Below are 20,301 nucleotides of genomic sequence, written 5' to 3' on the forward strand. Positions count from 1 at the left end.
ACCAGCGCACCGCCCACAGGATCACATCACCCTGGAAATGGCGCCACTTGAAATCCGTCATCGTTCCGTCCGTCCAATCTCCGCCAAGCATGCTCAAGCTTCACGATTTTTGCAACAGAGCCGAACTCCGCAACAGCAACGTTACACATCGAATCTTGGACTGTAGCGACGCGCATCACTTCTCGGGCTCAGATCAGCACATGCGTCTCGGAGCGTGCCAGACCTGGCTCAACACGACTCCAACCCTTGCTGGCCTTGCGTACGCGATTGAAGAGTTCGAGCACCGCGTCTTTGTCGGACTCGAACCACCCGCGCTCGCAAGAATGCGGAAGAACCCGGAGCGGTTCATAGAGAGAATCCGGGTCGGTTCCGAACAGGAGGATCGCGATCTCTTCAGCCACGACCTCCCACTCAATCCCGGATTCGTTGCCGTCGTCGGGAACAAGGGTCAAGGCAAGTCCGCGCTCCTCGACTGCATCGCACTCGGCGGGAACTCGTCACGTAGTAGCGAGTTCGCCTTCCTGAGCCCCACTCGGTTCCTCAGTCCTCAGAACCAGAAGGTCGCGAGGGAGTATCACGCGGAACTCGTCTGGGCCACGGGCACGGCACGGCAGGCCAAACTGAATCAACCACACGACAACGCGACCCCGGTGCTGGTCGAGTACCTGCCCCAGATGTTCGTCGAGCGAGTGTGCAACCTTGACCAAGCGGCAGACGACGCAGACGAGTTCGAACGCGAGCTTCGTACAGTCCTCTTCACTCACATCCCGGAGGAGGAACGCGCTGGCGAGAAGACCTTCGACGCCCTCTTGACCCAGAAGACTCGAACCTCCCAAGACGACCTGACGAGGCTCCGAGCAGAGCTGCGGACTGCGGTACGTGGTTATGTCGGGATCGCCGCCTTCCGGGCAAGCAATCAAGCACCCGAAGTCCAGAGTCGTCTGGACCTCAAGCAGGCTGATATTGACGCGGCGAGGAAGGACCTCGAAACTGCCAAGGCCGCGCTCGCTGAGATGGACACTGCAAGCAAGGATGACGGGCACCTCGCTGGGCTGATGCAGCGCTCGGAGCAGATTGAGGCTTCGCGGTCTGAACTGGCGACCCGCCGAAGTGCCAACGAACAGCAACAGGCCAAGTCACGCCAGCGGCTCAGCGGAATGGAAGCGATCGCTCACCGGACAGAAGCGATTCAAGCCGACGTTGCCTCGCTGAACAGCGAGGCGGAGGCCCTTCTTGGCGGTGGAAGAGCCGAGAGCCCCTATCTCCAGCTGACTGTCGACGCTGGGAGATACCAGACTTGGCGCGCGACCGAGGAAGAGTCTCTCGCCGCCCTGAAGCGAGAGCGCGATCAGATCGATCAGGACCTCGAAGTGCAGGAACAGGCGAGGCGCGAGAACGCAGATGCGCTCGCCGCGGCCGACAGTGCACGTGAACGCGCCCGACAACGAGTCCTCCAGTCAGAGGAACGGGTTGCGGCGCTTATAGGCGACGAGGATGACGAGGAGTCTCATGCTGGACTCTCATCCTTGCTACGCCGTATCGGCGAAGCGCCGACGAAGATGTCTGAACTGCGTGACGAGATCATGCTGTGTTCACGCCGCGTCCACGAAGCACTGGAAGCGCAGTTGCGCGCGGTTGAGAGTCTGTACACTCCGGCGTCCACGTTCATCGCACAGTCCGATGTGGTCAAGAACGCAGGACTTGAGTTCAACGCCGAACTACGTATTCTCCCCGGATGGAGGAGTGTCGCAGCCGGCTTGGACGGGCGCAAGAACGGCGAGTTCTCCGACTGGCTTATCGACCTTCCACAGCGCGTTGAGGACACGAGCTGGGACCAGCTCGCGGCCCAACTCCATGAGGCATTCGAGCGTTTAGAGCACGAACGCGGAGAAGCAGGGGGCGAGTACCGGAACCCAGCAACCGCACTCCGCAGCAACACGACGATCGACGATTTCCTACTGAGCATGTTCGACTTGTCCTGGCTGGAGGTCCGCTTCGGCCTCACTGGTGACGGGCTACCGCTCTCCCAGCTGTCACCCGGACAGCGTGGTCTCGTGCTCGCGCTGTTCTACCTTGTCGTGGACCGGAGAACTACTCCGTTGTTGCTGGATCAACCTGAGGAGAACCTCGACAACGAGACCATCGCGTCCAAGCTCGTACCAGCAATTCATGAAGCCGCAGGACGCCGACAGACGATCGTCGTTACTCACAACGCCAACCTCGCCGTCGTCGGTGATGCCGACCAGATCGTGCACTGCCAAATGAACGATCGACGCTTCACGGTAAGCAGTGGAAGCATCGCCGAACTCGACGTGGCGAAGTTCGCGCTCAACATCCTCGAAGGAACCAAGCCAGCGTTCGACAATCGGCGACACAAATACGAAGCGTTCCCCGAGCTGTCCTGATCCCTAGGTCTCCATGGCTTGTGTGTCACCGATGAGATGCGCTCGGCCCGCCGTCCATAATGACACCAGCCTCGACCAACGCTGCGCGTACGGCCTTGCGGTCTACACCCATCCGACGAGCGATCGCCCTCATCGAGACTCCCGCTCGGGCGAGGCGCACAGCCTCGGCTCTCTCGTCGGGGCAGAGCCCTGGGCGGCGGCTCGGCACGTTGCGACGGCGGAGGTGGGAGAACACGGTGGAGCGGTGGATGCCATACCGTTCGGCTAGGGACTTCACACTCATCCCGGCCAGGTAGTCACCGACGAGCCGGTCCACCTCGGAGGCGGTGAGAAAAGTTTGAGCCGTCTCGATAGTCCTCACGACAGGCCCCCGATCATCCCTCGGAGCGCCACTCTGGGGCCGTCTGGACACCTGATAGACGCCTCGCAACAGGCGGTTGACCAGGGTTTTTGTCTTGGGGACAAAGTTGCCAAACGTGCTACTTAGGCACCCTCAACATGCCAAGTTAGAACTGATACCAAGGTCTACCATGGGCAGTATTACAAGTGCGCGTAGAGCGCCGTCGCTACTGATAACGACACCGAGCCGGACATGGTTCTCGAGCGCTAATGGCCGGTCATGGTGTGACAAGTGCTTCTTGAAGGGTTGAGGCGAAGCCGCCTAAACTAAACATCGTTAGCCCCGTGTGGACCGCTGGCTTTTAGCCAAGTTGCCGGGGCTGTGACTTTTTTAGGGGGAGGAAACTTATGTCCGGCGGGTGGGTTGACTCTTGGTTGGGCTCTAGCTAAACCGCTACCGCAGCAGGAGCGAAAGCCGTAAATACAGACAATTAAACCGTGTATATGTGCAGGTGCCTAGGTTGTGATTACGGTTCGTTCTCCGGCAGCGTCATTCGCCACCCAAGCTTGTACTACTCTAAATGTTTTGTTTCATTACTCACTAGGTCGTAGAGTTCGGCGCTAAAAGCCACTACATAACACTCTTCAACCTGAGTTTCGGCGGTAGCTAGAGTAGAAACTGCTACGGCCACGGCGTCGCTAAGCGGCCAGCCGTACACTCCGGTTGAAATCAGCGGAAACGCTATCGATGAAACCCCCAACTCATCCGCCACCACCAAAGAGCTTCGGTAACAATCCACTAGCAGGTCGCGATCGCGGTTCCCAGCCGCATAGTTGGGCCCCACAGTGTGAATAACCCAGCGGGCCGCCAGCTCTCCAGCGGTAGTCCAACCCGCTTGGCCGGTCGGTAATCCGTTGGGAAAGCGACGAATGCAATCTTCCAAAATTGCGGGGCCTCCAGCTGCGTGAATCGCCCCATCTACCCCGCCACCTCCTCGCATGGCCTCATTGGCGGCGTTCACTATGGCATCAGTAGCAATAGCTGTTATGTCTCCAAGGCGAGCATAAAGCTGCATTCGAACCTCCTCCACCCCCCAGTCGCAACCACCGATTCGCAACTACGGCGGCTACCAAACGTCCGGGTATTCTGGCTCCACTTCCCGAGGGGTCGCTTGTTCCGTCCCATCGGCCAGGGGTGCCAAATCCTTGGCAAAAGGCTGTCGTCCAGCCGGCTGTTCAGGCGGTGGCAGCAGCGGAATTCGCTTCTCCATCGGCACGATCAAAGGCTCGTCGCAGTTCACCACCACATCATCCCCATAGAGACGCAGCGGCACCGTTTTATCGCGCTGGTTAGGAAGTTCTAAGCGCACCTCATCATGGTTTATGCTCACCTGCAACCGAGCCCCACGCCAACGCAGACCAAAGCCAAGCGAGGTGATGCGATCTGGTAACGCCGGCGACAACGAAATCGTCTCACCGTGCTCACGCAAACCACCAAAACCCTCCACCAGCACTGTCCAAGCACCAGCTAACGACGAAATATGAAGACCGTCTTGCGTGTTGTGCTGCAAGTCGGCCAAATCCATAAGCGCTGCTTCCCGTAAGTATTCATAGGCCAGGTCCAGGTGCCCCACTTCGGCACACATAACTGCCTGTGTACAGGCCGACAACGATGAGTCTCGTACCGTTATTCGTTCGTAATAATCGACGTTGCGGGCCTTTTGTTCTGGCGTGAAATTCTCACCACACCATTGCATCGCCAACACCAAATCGGCCTGTTTCACCGTCTGCGTGCGATAAAGCTGAAAATAAGGGGCGTGGAGCATCAAAGGATAGCGACCAAGCGACGCTTCAAAATCCCATTCGGCATAACGAGTGAAATTTTCACACTGGGGATGTACGCCTAGTTCCTCATCGTAGGGAATGTACATACTCTTAGCCGCCGCCCGCCACGATTCAATCTCGTCTTCGGTAACACCAAGATCCAAAGCCCGTTTCGCCTGGCGACCACAAGCAGCCGCCGCGATCCGCAGATTGCGCGCCGCCATCATGTTGGTGAAAACGTTGTCGTCGACCACTCCGGTGTATTCATCAGGGCCAGTCACACCGTCGATATGGCGCAATCCGTCACGGTCCAGATGTGAGATCGACATCCACATCCGAGCGGTTTCCACGATCACATCAATACCGCATTCACGCTCAAGCTCATTATCGCCAGTCACCCGACGGTAGTCTTCAAAAGCGCTGGCGATATCGGCATTAAGGTGAAGCGCTGCCGTACCGGCTGGCCAATAAGCACCGGTTTCATCGCCGTTAATGGTCCGCCAAGGGAAAGCGGCACCACGAAGGTGCAATGTAGCCGCCCGATGTTTGGCCTGCGGCAAGGTTGATGCCCGCCAACGTAAGGCATCCGCAGCGGCGCGTGGATGCGTCATGATAAGCAACGGCAGCACAAAAGCTTCGGTGTCCCAAAAACAGTGCCCGTCATAACCAGGTCCGGTTAAACCCTTGGCCGCAATCCCCCGCCGCTCGGCCCGTGCTCCGGCTTGCAAGGTATGAAAGGTGCCAAAACGAACCGCCTGTTGCAGTTCCAAAGCCCCTTCAACCTGTACATCCGCGACATCCCAAAACTCATCGAGATAGCGGCGTTGTTCACTAGCGATACCGTCCCAGCCGGTAAACATCGCTCCATCTAAAGCCGCCGCCACTTGGTCTCGTAATGCCGGGGTCGAACGAGTTGCTGACCATCCATAGCCCACGAACTTGGTGATAGTCAGGTCTTCGCCTTCGGCCAGATCAGCAATAACAGTGAATCTGGCCCAATCATCAAACGCTTCGGTGGAAGTAAAGGTTGTCAGCGGCGTGTCAACGTTATGGCGCATGGCCGCGGCAACGGTGAGACCGCTGGCTCGGGTTCGATGGATGAGCATGGCGTTACCATCAGCGCCTTCGCTCGATATCACCTCGAGGGGTTGATCCAGCGCCGCTGCCACCCGAGGGTCGTTACTTGTGGTCACCGGAGGGGCCTCATTCGCCACAAGTTCTGATTGCAAGGTAATACGCGTCGGCCCATCAAGAGCCGTAACTTGATAACGGATCGCAACCAGAGCGCGATGAGTAAACGACACGAGACGGGTCGATTCAACCCGAACAGTTCTTCCAGCTGGTGAAGTCCAGGTGACATGACGTTTCAGGGTGCCAGCACGCATGTCTAGCACCCGCCGGTGGTCTTCAATGGTGCCGTAACGAACATCAAAAGGAGAATCGTCAACCATCAGGCGAATAAGCTTGCCGTTGGTAACGTTGACCACCGTTTGCCCGGTTTCGGGGTACCCATAGCCCGCTTCGGCATAGGGTAATGGCCGTTCTTCATAGAAGCCGCCGAGGTAGGTACCTGGTATCGCCGATGGTTCGCCCTCATCAAAGTTTCCGCGTAAGCCAATGTGGCCATTTGAGAGGGCAAATACCGATTCGGTCTGGCCGAGTTTGGTTAGATCAACTCGTCGTTCGGTGATTGTCCAGGGTTCCGGTTGGAAGCGTAAGCGTGAATCGGAAACCTTCATACCGAATCCAACATATACGCCACGTCCTTCACCACCACGTCGGCACCATTTTGGCGCAGCAGTTCTTCTTGATTAAGCCGATCAACTCCGACCACCAAGGCAAAACCACCAGCTCGGCCAGCCTGAACACCAGAGAGAGCGTCCTCGAAAACGGCGGCCTGTTGCGGTTGAACCGACAATTGCTCGGCAGCAAATAGATATGTGTCGGGGTACGGTTTTCCAGGCAATCCGTGTTCAAGGGCCACAATTCCATCCACTCGAACATCGAATAGATCGCTTATGCCAGCAGCTGAAAGTACCGAAACGGCATTAGCACTGCTTGAAACAACCGCCGTGACTAACCCGGCTTCGCGAATTTTTTGCACGTAGTCGATCGTGCCCTCAAAAACGGCCACACCGCCATGTTCAATCATCTGTTGGACCAAGGTATTCTTGGCGTTTCCCACCCCAGTGATGGTGGCGGTTCCCGGTGGATCATCAGGCTGTCCTTCGGGAAGATTTATGCCTCGACTGACAAGGAAATCACGAACTCCATTAACACGGGGTTTACCGTCGACATAACGGGCGTAGTCTTCATCACTAAATGGTCTAAGATCACTGCCGCTCGCTGCCGCTGCACTTTGCAGGAATTTGTCGAAGGTCTCTTTCCACGCCGTGGTATGCACCGTGGCGGTGTCGGTTAAGACCCCATCCATATCGAATAAACAAGCTAACGTTCCGTCCGGCAATCCGAACAACATGGCCTCCTCTTCAAGCTTTGCGCCGCGCCACTGGTGGTCACCTGACCATTTGCGCTCACGTGATTGTGCGCCCAAACCTGCATCTCGTGGAGTGTAACCAGCGCCAAAAGCATTAGGGCACCGAGCTGCTCGAACACTTTCTGACCAAGCTCTGGGGCAAGGAACCAAGGCTAATGCAGTTGCGTGGCCCGTTGAGCTTGGTGCGTGCACAAAATGGGCGCAGAGCAACTTCTCGCTATTAAGACCGGCGCGCTATGCTTGTTCATCCAGTTACAAGCGCCTCTAGCTCAATGGTAGAGCAACAGACTCTTAATCTGCAGGTTCCGGGTTCGAGTCCCGGGGGGCGTACTAAAAAACCCGCTACACGGCGGGTTTTTCTGTTTTGGCACTTAGTCTACCGTCGGGAACACACGGGCTAACACCGTTTATAGGCCAATCACTTACACGCGGCATCGCGCCCAGTTCCCACACCGTGAGAATGTCTCGCCGAGAAGCGAAAGCAATGCCAACAGCAGCCGTTCTGCCCCATCCTCAAATCACGTAACTGGCGCATTGGTTCGTCCAGGAATCACAACTTTCGACGCCCGCCAATTTCTTTTTGCTAGTTTCAACCCGTAACGCCGAGAAATTGGGGTCTACCAAATTGAACACTTTGCGAAAATTGTTGCTTTGTTCGCTCCTCGCAGGCGGCATGCTGTTGGGAGAAACCACGCTTCCGTTCAATCCCACGGCTGCCGCTCACCCAGGCCGAACCGATGCCGACGGTTGTCACACTTGTCGTACCAACTGTGCCAGTTGGGGTCTACCAACGGGCGATTACCATTGCCATGAACCAGACCCACCCTCAGTTCAACCACCAACAACAGCTCCACCGTCCCCAACACCTCTGCCCACTGACGAACAGAAAGGCGAAATCCGCCGCCTCTATCTGGCATATTTTGAACGCGAACCCGATGCCGGTGGGACCAACTACTGGTCAGAGCTTTATGCACGAGGCCGAACCCTCTCAGCAATTTCCCTACAGTTCGCGCAGTCGAACGAATTCACTGAACGTTACGGCGATGTCAGCGATTCTGGATTCGTCACACTTGTTTACAACAACGTGCTGGATCGCAACCCTGACCACGCCGGACTTGCCTATTGGACGTCCATGATGGCTGCTGGACGAACCCGAGGATGGGTAATGATTGGATTCTCTAATTCGGCTGAGTTCAAAGCGAAAACATCCAGCCTCCCCACATGAATCGAAGCAACCAACAAGCTCTAATCCACAGCCCAGCTGGGAATTCTGGAATGGCGAGTGACAGGAGAGAACCGCTGGGTTATCTATGATTCACAACCAATTCCGTCCTTATCACGGTCAAAGCCGTGAGGGTCAGGCGGCAACACTCGAAAGCGTTTATGCGGTATATCCTTACAGTTTAAATCCGGTGGGTAAGGCGGAACACAAATGTCTGGGTACGCCGGGTCGCAATGAGGCTCAGTCACCAGTGGTGTTGCCGTTGCCGGGGGCAGCAGCGGTACCACAGCGACCTCAGGCCCTGTAGTCGGAGACTGAGATGGTAACGTCGAAGACGAGGTATTTGTCGACGTGGGCGGTGTCGCTTCAAGGTGACCTCCACAACCACGCAACATATTGCGCAGCGCATCCACCTCAGCTTGATCCGCGGTTAACCCCCATTTGGATTTTATCATGATCCACGAAGCCGCATAATCACACCAGGCGTCACGGTTTGAGGGCTGCCAATTAGCAGGGTCTTTATCGGATTTCGAGCGGTTCGAGGCCATCGTCACTGCGATTAATTGGGGTGAGTCCAGGTCATTAGCGAATTCCCGTCGACGGGCTTCATCCCATTCCCATGCTCCTGAGCGCCATGCCTCAGCTAGGGCGACCACATGATCAATTTCTAGCTCACCCGGATCATCAGTCCAGTAATTGTCGTAGATGGATAGCCATCCGCCTCCTGGGAGACCCGGCAAAGTTTCAAGACGCTGCCGAGCCAATGCGAGACATCGTGTGTTGCATGAGGACGGCCCCGTCCAATGTTCAAACGACGCCCGATCATATACTTGCGGTGCATGTTCTTCGGCAATAACAAGTTGATCGAGCAGGGAAATCACCACGCTCGGCTCAGGCAAAACGATCCCTGGAATGTGTTCCAGGAGCTCATCAACCAACAAATCAAGATCTGACTCTGTCTCGATTTCTGCGTCAGAAGTCGTGGTATTGAGGGGCGAGACGGTGGAAGTGGTTGAAGCAACGGTCGTCTGTGCGGTCGTCTCAGATTGGCTGGCCTTTTCCTCATCACGAACTGCACCAGTGACCGCAAGCCCAAGCCCAAGGACAACCCAACACACCGCTTGCACCCAGGTGGGCCAAGTACGAAATTTCGCCCAGAGCAGTTTCATGCAGTCATGGTTGCACAAGCTCGGTAAGCGCGTCGCATGGGACCGAAAACCACAGTTTCAGTTTTACCCACCCTCTGCTGAGATATAAGAAACTCCGATCCTTCAAGTGCCCAGGTCACAAATCAAGGCAAGAGGTCCGAATCTTGAGATCGTCCAAGTCTGTTCCCAAAACATCAAATCACGAGGATTTTCTGCACACTCGAATATCCGCATAATTCTAGTGTGTTGTTGAAAAAATGCTTGATGACGGGTCTACAGTACAGAGAAAAGCGCCACCTAGGATTCTCAAGTATGGATTACGACATGTCTACTGAACCCCGCATGATCATCCGCGATGTTGACCCTGAACTTTATAAGGCGATGGGCGGACTTGGCCGCTACGTACGCAGCGGCAATCTCGACGCTGGTCTACTCGCCATCGTTGATATTCGCGCTTCACAAATTAACAAGTGTGCGTGGTGCCTCGAAATGCACCAGGTACAAGCCCGAGAGGCTGGCATCGCCCAACGCCAGCTAGATCTCATTCCAGCGTGGCGTGAGGCTCGAAAGCTATACACCCCTCGTCAACAGGCCGCTTTGGCGTTCACCGAAGCAGTCACACTAATCAGCGAAGACGGTGTGCCAGATGACGTTTGGGATGATGTGAAAGCCAACTTTGAAGAAAAAGAGATCGTGCAGTTGTTAATGGCGATTGCCACCATCAACGTATACAACCGCATGAATGTGACCATGCAAACCCAAATTGGCGATGAACCTTTCCAACTACGTCGACCTGCCTAAACCGCCATTCCAAAGATAAAAATATCGTTTAATGCCAGCAGAAAGCGGGTAGCATAAGTTTATGACTGCTTTATTGCTGTTAATCATTGCCATATTAATTTTTGGTGTTGGTGGCGTAATGAAAGGCCTCGTTTGGGCTTTCATTCTGGGTGCCGCATTCTTCATCGCGGCGGCCTTGGCCGGTTTCGCTACCACACGTCGCGGCTAGCACCTTCACCGTCAGCAATTTCACCTCTCGACCCAAAACGCTATGCTAACTTCAGCACAAGTTTTTCTGGGGGGAAGAATGGCTGACATACGTAACGAAGCTCGCGCCTGGATCGCAGAAAACTGGGATCCAAACAAGACCTTGGGTGAGTGGTGGCAAGCCTTAGCCGATGCAGGCTTGGCTTTCCCGCACTGGCCCAAGGGCTACGGTGGTCGTGGTTTAACTCGTGAAGACACTCGCATTGTTAATGAAGAGCTTCACGCCGCTAAGGCCGTCGCTCCTCCGGGAGGACTTGGTCAAATGATGGGCGGGCCGATCACGATCGACTTTGGAACCGACGAGCAAAAAGACCGTTGGTTACCAGCATTGGCATCCGGCCAAGAAGGCTGGTGCCAGCTCTTTAGCGAACCTGGCGCTGGCTCCGACTTAGCGAGTGCCCAAACTCGAGCCGTGCGAGATGGTGACGTTTGGATCGTTAATGGTCAAAAAGTGTGGACCTCAGGTGCCGTTGGTGCCACGCGGGGCATGCTGGTGGCTCGCACCAATATGGACGCCCCCAAACATCGCGGCATCAGCTACTTCATAATCGACATGGATCAACCCGGCATCGAGATCCGCCCGTTAAAGCAAATGAACGGCCAAGCCCACTTCAATGAGGTGTTCTTTAGCGACGCTGTTGTGCGTCACGAAGACATGCTGGCTGGCGTCGACGTTGGTTGGCAGGTTGCGGTGGCCACCCTGGCCTATGAACGCCAGGGCCTAGGCAGTCGCGGCGCACCAGGTGGAATTGTGGCTGGAACCCCTGGACAGAAGTTGGGCGATCTTGACCGCCCGATGAGTGAGCTCATCGATATTGCCACCAAACAGCGTGGAGCTGCCGAGCGGGCCCAAACCGCCCGTGGACCACGTTCGGTAATTAAGCTGGCCGAAGAAATGGGCAAGACCAACGACCCGATCATTCGTCAACGCCTAGCCGACCTCTATATCTTCTCGGAAGTGCAGCGCTTCACGGCCCTGCGCTCCCGTGCCGCCATAGCTGCCGGGCGTCAACCCGGCCCCGAGGTTTCCATTGCGAAATTGGCCGCTTCGGAACAAGTGCGACGGGTCCGCGATTTGTCGATGGCGATCTTAGGTCCATATGGCACCCTGATTGGTGATGACGCACCGCAAGACGGGGTCTTCCAACAGATCACCTTGTCGGCTCATGGCTCATCAATTGCCGGTGGAACCGATGAAATTCAGCGCAACATCATCGGCGAACGGGTCTTAGGTCTACCAAAAGAACCCCAGGTCGACCGAGACGTTCCGTTCAAAGAGCTGCGGGTTGGAACACAACGTTAACCACCCGCCTCATAGGTATTGTGGGGCCGCGAGCTTAAACGACTAGCGTTTCTGATCACCATGAAACGAATAGGTATCTTGGTGGTGGCATACAACGCTGCCACCACGCTCGCAAAGACACTTGATCGCATACCCGAGGACTTTCGTCCCCGCATTGATGCCATCTTGGTGAGTGATGACCACAGTGACGACGACACCTATCTAATCGGCCTCGGCTACCAGCAGCAGTCGAATCTTCCGATCACGGTCATTCGGACACATGAAAATCTGGGCTATGGCGGCAACCAAAAGCTAGGCTACCGCTGGGCCATAGAAAACAACCTCGACATCGTCGTGCTTTTACACGGTGATGGTCAGTACGCCCCTGAGCTTCTACCCGACATTGTGGCACCGCTTGAAGCGGGCAGTGCCGATGCTGTCTTTGGTTCGCGAATGATGGAACGCGGCCGAGCTCGCAAGGGCGGTATGCCGCTTTACAAGTATGTCGGTAACAAGATTCTCACCCGTATGGAAAACGCGGTAGCTGGTGCGAACTTGTCGGAGTGGCACTCGGGCTATCGTGCCTATGCCACCGATGCCTTGGCCGATATTCCCTTTGAGCGAAACGACGACGGCTTCAACTTCGACACCCAGATCATTGTGCAGATGTTGGAAGCCGGAAAGCGCATCAAAGAGATTCCGATTCCTACCTACTATGGCGACGAAATCTCTTATGTGAACGGTCTGGTCTACGCCAAAGACATCACCAATGATGTGCTGCGCTATCGCCTCCACAAAATGGGCTTCGGTACCGGTGAATTGGCTTTTGCGTCGAATGTTTATGAAACCAAGGTTGGCGCCCACAGCTCTCACGCCAAGCTTCTCGACTGGGCCAACGCCAACCAACCGTTAAAGATTTTGGATTTGGGCTGTTCAGATGGGGTGCTTAGCGGACATCTAACCCGCGCTGGCCATTCCGTTACCGCCGTTGATATTGAGGCCCACCCTAATATTGCCACCCGATGCGAACGTTTCGTTAAGGCCAACCTAGATCTTGGCATCCCCGACGAGATTAACGACCAATTCGACCTCGTACTGGCAGCCGATGTTTTAGAACACGTTCGTAACCCCGAGCGCCTTCTAGAAGATGCCAAAAAACGCTTGGCCCCTGGTGGACGCATCTTGGTCAGCGTGCCCAACTTTGGGCATTGGTATCCGCGGTTTCGCACCTTGCTGGGAGTCTTCGATTACGACCGCCGCGGCATTCTTGATGTCACCCACGTACGCTTCTTCACCAAACGCAGCTTCTTATCACTAGCTTCACGTTCAGGTTTGAAACCCGTCCGTTTCGACAGCACTGGCCTACCCCTAGAGGTGAAAGACCGGGGGGCGGCCAAGCCGAACCAAGACGGACAACCAGACACCTCACCACATCATGAGCCCGGTCGACTCACTAAAGCCGATCGCCTATTGGCTTCGATTTGGCCCACCATGTTTGGGTACCAGTTCCTCTTTGAACTAGTACCCGAATGAACTAGTACCCGAAAGCGATCACTAGCCCAGCCAACCGTTTCAGCTTGGGCTGTTTCTAGCTGAGCAGCTTGATTATTTCTGGGCCAGAAGATCTTGAGCTAGTCCTGAACGGCGAATGACCTCGTTCCCCATGGCAACCGAACTTTTCACCGATTCTTCACTGGCGTCAGCCATGGCACCAGTGGCAAAACGAACGAAAACACCTTCCAAAATGCAGGCCAGCCGCCAATGAGCAAAGGCGATGTAGTAGTTCAAATCTGACAGGTCAAGATCAGACTTCGACGCGTACCGTTCTATCAGCTCGGCCCGGGTTGGGAAGCCTGGAGCGGCTGAAGCAGCACCGATAGCGGCCCCTTCGTCTTCACGGTCGGCCCAGAACATCAACATGGTGGCTAAATCGGCCACCGGGTCACCGAGCGTGCATAGTTCCCAGTCCAAAACGGCGATGATTTTGCCGTCGGCACCATACATACAGTTATCGAGCCGATAGTCAGCATGGGCCAATGAAACTCTTTGTTGTTCTGGCTTCATGGCAACCAACTGGTCGTGTACCTGCGTCACTATCTCAGCTGGTCTAAAAACTCCGCCTTCTCGGGCTTGATCTTGTGAGGCGTGGAATTGGCTGTTCCAACGTTTTAGTTGACGACCCAGATAGTCTTCTCGCTTACCCAAGTCACCCAAACCAACCTCGTCGGGGTCGACGTTGTGCAAATCTACTAGCACATCGGCCAAATCGAGCCCGGCGGCGAGGCGCTTTTCAACTGGGAAAGCGGCCTCAACATCCTCGAGGGTACGCAGAATGTATCCATCCATGAAGCTCATGACATAGAACGAGGCGCCGTTCACCGTCGGATCGTCGCAGTAGCCATAAGTTTCAGGTACCGGCACGTTGGTGTCTTGAAGCGCCGAAATCACTCGATATTCACGACCCATGTCGTGGGCACTGGCCAAAACGTGGCTAACGGGTGGACGACGTAACACCACCTTGCGACCAACAGCATCGGTCACGGCGTAGGTTAGGTTCGAACGGCCACCAGCGATCAGATCAAAGGTCAAGGGTGGGGTGATTGGCGGAGTGTTCGTCACCATCCAATCCGTGACCTTTTCTACGTCAATGCCATCCATTAAAGCCCCCATAGAGAGAATCGTTTACGTCCAAAGACGCTAGTCGTTTCCGCGCCCTAAGTGGTTAACGCACGAAATGACTTACCACCTCGACGTGCGGAGTATCGGCAAATAGATCAACCAAGGTCGACCGCTTTAGCTGCCATCCACTAGCTCGAAGCAACGACACATCACGCCCTAGGGCACCAGCATCACAGCTAACCAAAGCCAAACTGGTCGCTCCGGTAGCATTAATTTTTGCGACTCCGTCTTTGGCCAAACCGGATCGTGGTGGATCGGCAATGACGGCGTCAACCGCTACCGGCTTCCAGCGCTCAACCGCCACCCTATCCACCCTCGTTGAGCGATGGTGTACTAGGTTCGCGTTAGCTAAATTAACTTTGGCGTCGGCTACCGAGCTGGCCGAACGTTCGACCGCCACCACTGGCGTACCAACAGGTGCCACGGCACTAAAGAGCCCAACTCCGCAATAAAGATCGGCCACCCGAGCTTGGGGCTCAACCTCAACTAAAGCTTTAGATACCGTGTCAACAAGGGCGGTGGCACCATCGTGGCGGCTTTGGAAGAACGATTGAGCTGAGATTCGAAGGGTAACCCCATTCACCTCTTCGTGGTACCAGGCACGGCGGCCAGCTTTTAACTCATCGGCACCCACCACGACTACGTCGGACGGCAGCATTACCTCGGCAGCATTGGGGTACACCAGCGCCAAGCGTTCACCGGTCTTAGCTCCGGCACGCAGCACTACCTCATGAGCCGAACCAAACCGCCCCTCGACCAACAACTCCTCAACTAAGGGATGCGCCATTCGACACGAATCAACCACCACGGCGCGGTGCTCACGTTTGGCGCGAAAGCCGCCACGGCCCGCGTCAACCAAAGCTCGAACCGTCGTGCGAAAACCGCTCTCAACTAAATGAGCACCAAGTTCAACCGGCGGATCAACATGTCCACCAAGTCGGGAAACTGCTTGGGTGACCATGTCTAGCTTGTGACGAAGCTGGGCTTCATAAGCCAAATTTCCCCAGCCGCAGCCACCACAACCTTGGTGTAAATGTGGGCACACCCCGTGAATCCGCTCAGCTCCGGCGTTCAAGACTTCAGAAACTTCAGCCTTCAAATACCGTTTAGCCCGTGTGTGCACCACCGCCTGAACGTGATCGCCAGGAAAGGCCCCTTCCACAAAGACCACTTCGCCGCTTGGCAAGCGCGCTACCCCGTCGCCGCCCACCGCCACCGATGTGATCGTAGCGTTTACAACTTCGGGTGGGTCATTTCTTAGGGCCACGTTGCTTAAGCGTAGGCTATATAGGACCCACATCCGCTTTCTTATAGGAACACATCATCCCCATGCCTGTGTCATCGCTACCCGAGCGTCGAATCCAAATTGTTCCCTCGGTATTGCCAGCCGATTTTTCTCGTTTAGGTGACGAGTGTGTAGCGCTACAAGAAGCTGGTGTAGATCGCATTCAATGGGATGTTATGGACGGTAACTTCGTTCCCAACCTCACTTTCGGCCCTGATGTAATAGCGGCCGTACGTCCACACGTAACGGTTCCATTTGAGGCCCATTTGATGGTGGAACGCCCCGATGAGCTGGCCCATCGTTACGTTGAGGCGGGCTGTGAGATGTTGATTGTTCATGCCGAGAGCACCAAACATCTACACCGAAGTTTGAAGCTGGTACGCGAATTGGGTGCCCAACCAGCGGTGGCGCTCAACCCTTCCACCCCGGTGGAAGATATTGTGCACGTGTTGGATCTAGTCGACATGGTCCTGATTATGACCGTGAACCCTGGGTTTGGGGGGCAGGCCTACATATCCACCATGGAGCCGAAAATTCGCCAGTTGCGCCAACTAATCGTTGATCAAAATCTTGATGTTGATATCGAGGTTGACGGCGGTATTGGGCCAACCACCATCAAAGGCGCGGCTCATGCCGGCGCCAACGTATTAGTAGCGGGTTCAGCGCTCTATCGTGATCCACAAGGCTTAACTCATGCCGTTGCCGAACTACGTGAATTAGCCACCAGCGCCATCACCTCTGCTTGACCCGTGCGAAGTACAAGCCTCATTCGTGCCGCTGTGAGCGCCGTCGCCATCGCGACAATCGCGCTCAGCACAGCTTGTTCCAGCGCTAACTCGGTAGAGGAATTCTGTGCTCTAGCTAAGACCCATGAAAGCGTCGGTCCGCTCTTCCCGCACCGACTTGATGGTGAGCCGGTGCCGAATTATGAAGCCCTGGAATGGCTCCGCGATTTGTCGGATCAAGCGCCAGACGAAGTGTCATCTGAGCTAGAAATATTGGTAGCTGAGGCTGAAGCCCTGGTTGCGCAAGCTGAGGCCCGACAGAGCTCTAACCCCGACGTGTCAATACCGGAAGCGCCCACCAAGGCCAGTGTCGATTCGGCTCAGCTAGCGGTAATTAGCTATTTCAACAACATCTGTGAAGTTGATGTGAGCTAGAACACCTACGAGATTGATGTGGGCTAGCTGAGACGACTTCTAAATTTAGCCAAGCACACTAAATGTGGCTCGACGACCCTTCGTTGACGAGCCTTAGTTGATGTCCCCGCGCCGAGAAATCACTCGGTCAATAATTCCGTAATCTTTGGCTTCCTCAGCGGTAAACCAACGGTCACGATCGGAATCAGCAGTAATTTGCTCCACGCTTTGGCCCGTGTGGAAAGCAATCCGTTCCGCCATCAAACGCTTGGTGTACGCCATTTGTTCAGCCTGAATGGCGATGTCGGTGGCTTGACCTTGCACCCCACCCAACGGCTGGTGCATAAGGATCCGAGCATGGGGCAATGAGAATCGCATACCCGGTTCCCCTGCACACAACAGGAACTGGCCCATTGATGCCCCCAGGCCCATGCAGATAGTGCCCACCTTGGGGCTAATGAATTGCATGGTGTCGTAAATCGCCATGCCGGCCGTTACCGAACCGCCTGGTGAGTTGATGTAGAGCCAAATATCGGCTTCAGGGTCTTCACCTTCCAAAAACAGCATTTGGGCGGTAAGCAAGTTCGCTACTTGGTCGTTTACTTCTGAACCTAAATAGACAATTCGCGACTTCAAGAGCCGGTTAAAAATGTCCATCGACGGATCGAATCCACCAGGGCCACCGGCCATAGATTGAGCGTTAGAAGCAGCCAATGGCGAAGTGACAAGGCCTGGGTTGTCCATGGATCTCCCTTAATGAGTTGAAGAGGTTGCGATAGTTCTTTAACCAATTTACCCGCGATACTGGGAATCAGTGGCGTGGCTTACCAAAGCTAGCCGTTCCGCTATGTTGCGCGCCTTACCAGCGGCTATCGTAGATACCGCTACGCGGACGTGGCGGAATTGGCAGACGCGCCAGGTTTAGGTCCTGGTGCCGAAAGGCGTGGGGGTTCGAGTCCCCCCGTCCGCACGAAAAATTATTAGATGGAACCGGTGGGAACCTGGCGAATCCACCCATCCATTGATCGTTGGATCTGCCTGTTTGGTGAATGGTTGGCTGGTCTAACCGTTAGGGAACCGGTTAATGGCGCGCATGCGATATTCCTGGGAGTTAACCAGCTCAACGGTGAGTTCAATGTCGCCAGCGCTCAACAGGCGTCGGGCCCAATAGGCGGCACCTTGACCATCAGGGTTGCGCCCTAAGAAAAGTTTGTATTGCTCGGTAACACGGCCGACACGTTTTTCGTATGACTGATAAAACGTGGAAGCTACCCGGGGAAACCCGACCCGCGAGCTTTCACCTACCCAAAAGTTCATTCCCGAGCTATCAGCGGCCCGGCCCAGCAAACCGTCATAAAGCGCTCTTACCCAGTTCTCGGCACTGCCAGCCTGCGCAACGCGTTCCGCCGAACCCCAAATATGCGCGGCGATCGCTGGAGTTTGCACACCGCGAGCCAACTGGGCACCCCAATACTGAGCGCCCCCGGCATCGGGTGCCCGGCCTAACGCTTCTCGATATAGATCGCTGACAACTTTTTCGGTCCACACTGGGCTTGTCGTGAGGAACCGTGCCATTTGAGTGCGGGTGAGACCGGACCGTGCCTTTTGCTGCCACTCAGATATGGCGGCCGCCGCTCGTTCCGGGCCTAACAGATCGTGTAAAAGTGCGCTCACCCAGGCTTGGTTCTGCGGGTCGAGTCGATCAGCTGGGGTCACGGGCTGACCCGACGACGAACTTTTTGGAATGGTGAGATACTGCAAGCCGTTCGCGTCACCACTTCGATAGGTTCGCGAGTGAGTGGCGGGAGAAATTTGGGGATACATCACCTGGCGCTGGCCATCGTAAAGCTCACTGTAGTGATCGAGCGACACGGCATGGCCGAATTCATGCAGCATGAGCGTAACCAGGTTTGCTTCGCTCAATCCGTCAATAACAAAGGGGGCTAGCCACACCGAACCCGATGTCACCTGAGCGTGGCCGCCCATGCTGAACTGCGCTCGATAACCCCCACAGCCCCACGTTCCGCCACTTGAGTTTCCCCAGGTTCCACAGGGGCTTACCCCGGCGTTAGCGGTTAAATCGATGAAGCCAGTAGCACCATTCGAAGCACTGATCACACCTGGTGCCACGGTGAAACGGCGTGCCGTTGAGCGAGAAAGCTCACTCGCTACCAGCTCGGCGTATGGTCGCAGTCGCTCAATATTGGGTGCCGCCACCAAGCGGATCACATAGCTATCTAAAAGCTCATCTGCCCCCACGATGTAACCCTGGCCAGTGCGTGCTGTTGGTACCACATCAAATGGCTCGCTCGACATGGCACCGATGGAGCTTGGACCAATTGGTCGACCATTGGCATCGAAATACTGAACCACCGAATCTGACGAGGTGGCGATCCAGCCATCGAGATCGAGAGCGTCGGTAGTGATGGCGTTAGAAGAGCCTGAGTTGCTGGGAACGGCCGAAACCGTTTCAAGGTCTACGGCCCTGTTGTTGGCACTAGCTGGCGCGACATTCGTGACGATTGCCAAAACGAAGAACAACGCTAAAACAAGGCTGAGCCTACGCCATTGCCTCTTTATTGAGGGGGTCAAATGGCCCCTCCTTCAGATTACGAAACTTACAGGGCTGGCCTAGGAATCGACGGCCGTACCCAAATATCTCACCATGTGCCGTGCCGTATATGCCACCCAGTTACCGAAACAAAATACCGGTTTCACCAGAGTCGTATATTGAACATTGCCCCACGATTCAGGCTAAATTCATCGCAATGTTGGCTGCCCACCCCCACGCTTTCACCACGGTATGAACCTACCCCGCACGAAACGCCCTCTCAGAATGTTCCTGGCTTTGGTACTTTTTGTGGCCATTGGGGCTGCGGCTTGTTCTGATGATCAAGGTACCAAAGTCGATCCGAACGCTCGCACTATTGAAATTTACAGCACCACCATTGAATCGGTAGCTGCGCACATGGGTGCCTCCACCGAAAAGACCGACAAACCGCTGCTCATCTTTGTGAATAATTTGTCTGATAATTCTCTGAGCGCCGAGGTGCAATTAGGTGTGGTGTTGGCATTAGAAGATTGGGCCAGCATTCGCTTTATTGATGATCTTCAAGAAGCTATCGACACCGCAGCACCCATGAGCCCACCCAAGAACGAAGGCATGTTGATTGGTCTTGGCAACATTGGGGCCGGAGAAACCACCACTCGTGTTTACGCTGACTCTTACGTCTCCGACCAAGAAACCTGGGTCTTTGATGTATCGCTCGTTTTGAGGGGCGGGGAATGGCAACTTGAGGCACCATTGCAACCAACCATGGTGGTCGGCGCCAGCCACTAGCCTTGTGGCCTCGCTGCGCCTCGCCAACCAGCCTCGCCAACCAGTAAGGCCTTTACCAACCAACAGGCTCTTCAGCCACGGCATCTACCACACT

18 protein-coding genes and 2 tRNA genes are annotated in these 20,301 nt (G+C 55.5%); 11 read left to right on the forward strand and 9 right to left on the reverse strand.

The features are described from left to right. The first annotated feature begins 200 nt into the window (after window positions 1-200). Window positions 201-2,405: a chromosome segregation protein SMC gene (locus tag WC184_07740; GenBank protein ID MFA7477775.1), complete on the forward strand. Its 2,205-nt coding sequence runs from the start codon at window positions 201-203 to the stop codon at window positions 2,403-2,405. 25 nt (window positions 2,406-2,430) lie between these two features. Here WC184_07740 and WC184_07745 read toward each other — a convergent pair whose 3' ends face one another. The 4 genes from WC184_07745 to WC184_07760 form a co-directional block, all read right to left on the reverse strand. Continuing rightward, window positions 2,431-2,688 carry a helix-turn-helix domain-containing protein gene (locus tag WC184_07745; GenBank protein ID MFA7477776.1) on the reverse strand — a complete coding sequence of 86 codons (258 nt, stop codon included), beginning with the start codon at window positions 2,686-2,688 and terminating at the stop codon, window positions 2,431-2,433. A 628-nt stretch (window positions 2,689-3,316) separates the two neighbouring features. After that, entirely contained in the window at window positions 3,317-3,820 is a 504-nt protein-coding gene (locus WC184_07750) for an O-acetyl-ADP-ribose deacetylase (protein ID MFA7477777.1), read from the reverse strand. A 51-nt stretch (window positions 3,821-3,871) separates the two neighbouring features. After that, window positions 3,872-6,307: a glycoside hydrolase family 65 protein gene (locus WC184_07755; protein ID MFA7477778.1), complete on the reverse strand. Its 2,436-nt coding sequence runs from the start codon at window positions 6,305-6,307 to the stop codon at window positions 3,872-3,874. Continuing rightward, entirely contained in the window at window positions 6,304-7,047 is a 744-nt protein-coding gene (locus WC184_07760) for a beta-phosphoglucomutase family hydrolase (protein MFA7477779.1), read from the reverse strand. Before WC184_07760 ends, WC184_07755 begins: the two co-directional genes overlap by 4 nt. Window positions 7,048-7,323: 276 nt before the next feature. Between WC184_07760 and WC184_07765 the strand changes: the two genes are divergently transcribed. Both WC184_07765 and WC184_07770 read left to right on the forward strand, forming a co-directional pair. Continuing rightward, window positions 7,324-7,395, forward strand: a tRNA-Lys gene (locus WC184_07765). A gap of 304 nt (window positions 7,396-7,699) precedes the next feature. Next, on the forward strand, window positions 7,700-8,290 hold the full coding sequence (locus WC184_07770; protein MFA7477780.1) for a DUF4214 domain-containing protein: 591 nt from the start codon (window positions 7,700-7,702) through the stop codon (window positions 8,288-8,290). 83 nt (window positions 8,291-8,373) lie between these two features. On the opposite strand, the gene WC184_07775 is transcribed toward WC184_07770, so the two are convergent. Further along, entirely contained in the window at window positions 8,374-9,456 is a 1,083-nt protein-coding gene (locus tag WC184_07775) for an HNH endonuclease family protein (GenBank protein ID MFA7477781.1), read from the reverse strand. 303 nt (window positions 9,457-9,759) lie between these two features. Between WC184_07775 and WC184_07780 the strand changes: the two genes are divergently transcribed. The 4 genes from WC184_07780 (at window position 9,760) to WC184_07795 (ending at window position 13,297) form a co-directional block, all read left to right on the forward strand. Continuing rightward, entirely contained in the window at window positions 9,760-10,236 is a 477-nt protein-coding gene (locus tag WC184_07780) for a carboxymuconolactone decarboxylase family protein (GenBank protein ID MFA7477782.1), read from the forward strand. Between the two features lie 61 nt (window positions 10,237-10,297). Then, window positions 10,298-10,444: a hypothetical protein gene (locus WC184_07785; protein MFA7477783.1), complete on the forward strand. Its 147-nt coding sequence runs from the start codon at window positions 10,298-10,300 to the stop codon at window positions 10,442-10,444. A gap of 78 nt (window positions 10,445-10,522) precedes the next feature. Beyond that, window positions 10,523-11,785 (forward strand): acyl-CoA dehydrogenase family protein, encoded by a 1,263-nt coding sequence (locus tag WC184_07790; protein MFA7477784.1) that lies wholly within the window; start codon window positions 10,523-10,525, stop codon window positions 11,783-11,785. Between the two features lie 60 nt (window positions 11,786-11,845). Beyond that, window positions 11,846-13,297 carry a bifunctional glycosyltransferase/class I SAM-dependent methyltransferase gene (locus tag WC184_07795; protein ID MFA7477785.1) on the forward strand — a complete coding sequence of 484 codons (1,452 nt, stop codon included), beginning with the start codon at window positions 11,846-11,848 and terminating at the stop codon, window positions 13,295-13,297. Window positions 13,298-13,369: 72 nt separating this feature from the next. On the opposite strand, the gene WC184_07800 is transcribed toward WC184_07795, so the two are convergent. Continuing rightward, window positions 13,370-14,422, reverse strand: a complete 1,053-nt coding sequence (locus WC184_07800; protein ID MFA7477786.1) for a phosphotransferase family protein — start codon at window positions 14,420-14,422, stop codon at window positions 13,370-13,372. A 64-nt stretch (window positions 14,423-14,486) separates the two neighbouring features. Beyond that, window positions 14,487-15,710 (reverse strand): TRAM domain-containing protein, encoded by a 1,224-nt coding sequence (locus WC184_07805; protein MFA7477787.1) that lies wholly within the window; start codon window positions 15,708-15,710, stop codon window positions 14,487-14,489. Window positions 15,711-15,772: 62 nt separating this feature from the next. Here WC184_07805 and rpe point away from each other — a divergent pair, with 62 nt between their 5' ends. Both rpe and WC184_07815 read left to right on the forward strand, forming a co-directional pair. Continuing rightward, a complete protein-coding gene (gene rpe, locus WC184_07810; GenBank protein ID MFA7477788.1) occupies window positions 15,773-16,474 on the forward strand; it encodes a ribulose-phosphate 3-epimerase in 702 nt (233 codons plus the stop codon). 3 nt (window positions 16,475-16,477) lie between these two features. Continuing rightward, a complete protein-coding gene (locus WC184_07815) occupies window positions 16,478-16,888 on the forward strand; it encodes a hypothetical protein (GenBank protein MFA7477789.1) in 411 nt (136 codons plus the stop codon). A gap of 93 nt (window positions 16,889-16,981) precedes the next feature. Here WC184_07815 and WC184_07820 read toward each other — a convergent pair whose 3' ends face one another. Then, entirely contained in the window at window positions 16,982-17,557 is a 576-nt protein-coding gene (locus WC184_07820; GenBank protein ID MFA7477790.1) for an ATP-dependent Clp protease proteolytic subunit, read from the reverse strand. A gap of 198 nt (window positions 17,558-17,755) precedes the next feature. Here WC184_07820 and WC184_07825 point away from each other — a divergent pair. Then, a tRNA-Leu gene (locus tag WC184_07825) sits at window positions 17,756-17,837 on the forward strand. A gap of 92 nt (window positions 17,838-17,929) precedes the next feature. On the opposite strand, the gene WC184_07830 is transcribed toward WC184_07825, so the two are convergent. Further along, window positions 17,930-19,459, reverse strand: a complete 1,530-nt coding sequence (locus WC184_07830; protein MFA7477791.1) for a DUF4214 domain-containing protein — start codon at window positions 19,457-19,459, stop codon at window positions 17,930-17,932. A gap of 244 nt (window positions 19,460-19,703) precedes the next feature. On the opposite strand from WC184_07830, the gene WC184_07835 reads away from it, so the two are divergent. Beyond that, window positions 19,704-20,207 carry a hypothetical protein gene (locus WC184_07835; protein MFA7477792.1) on the forward strand — a complete coding sequence of 168 codons (504 nt, stop codon included), beginning with the start codon at window positions 19,704-19,706 and terminating at the stop codon, window positions 20,205-20,207. The last annotated feature ends 94 nt before the right edge of the window (window positions 20,208-20,301 follow it).

Source organism: Acidimicrobiia bacterium, assembly GCA_041676705.1.
In the GTDB taxonomy this organism is placed as follows: domain Bacteria; phylum Actinomycetota; class Acidimicrobiia; order Acidimicrobiales; family SKKL01; genus Actinomarinicola.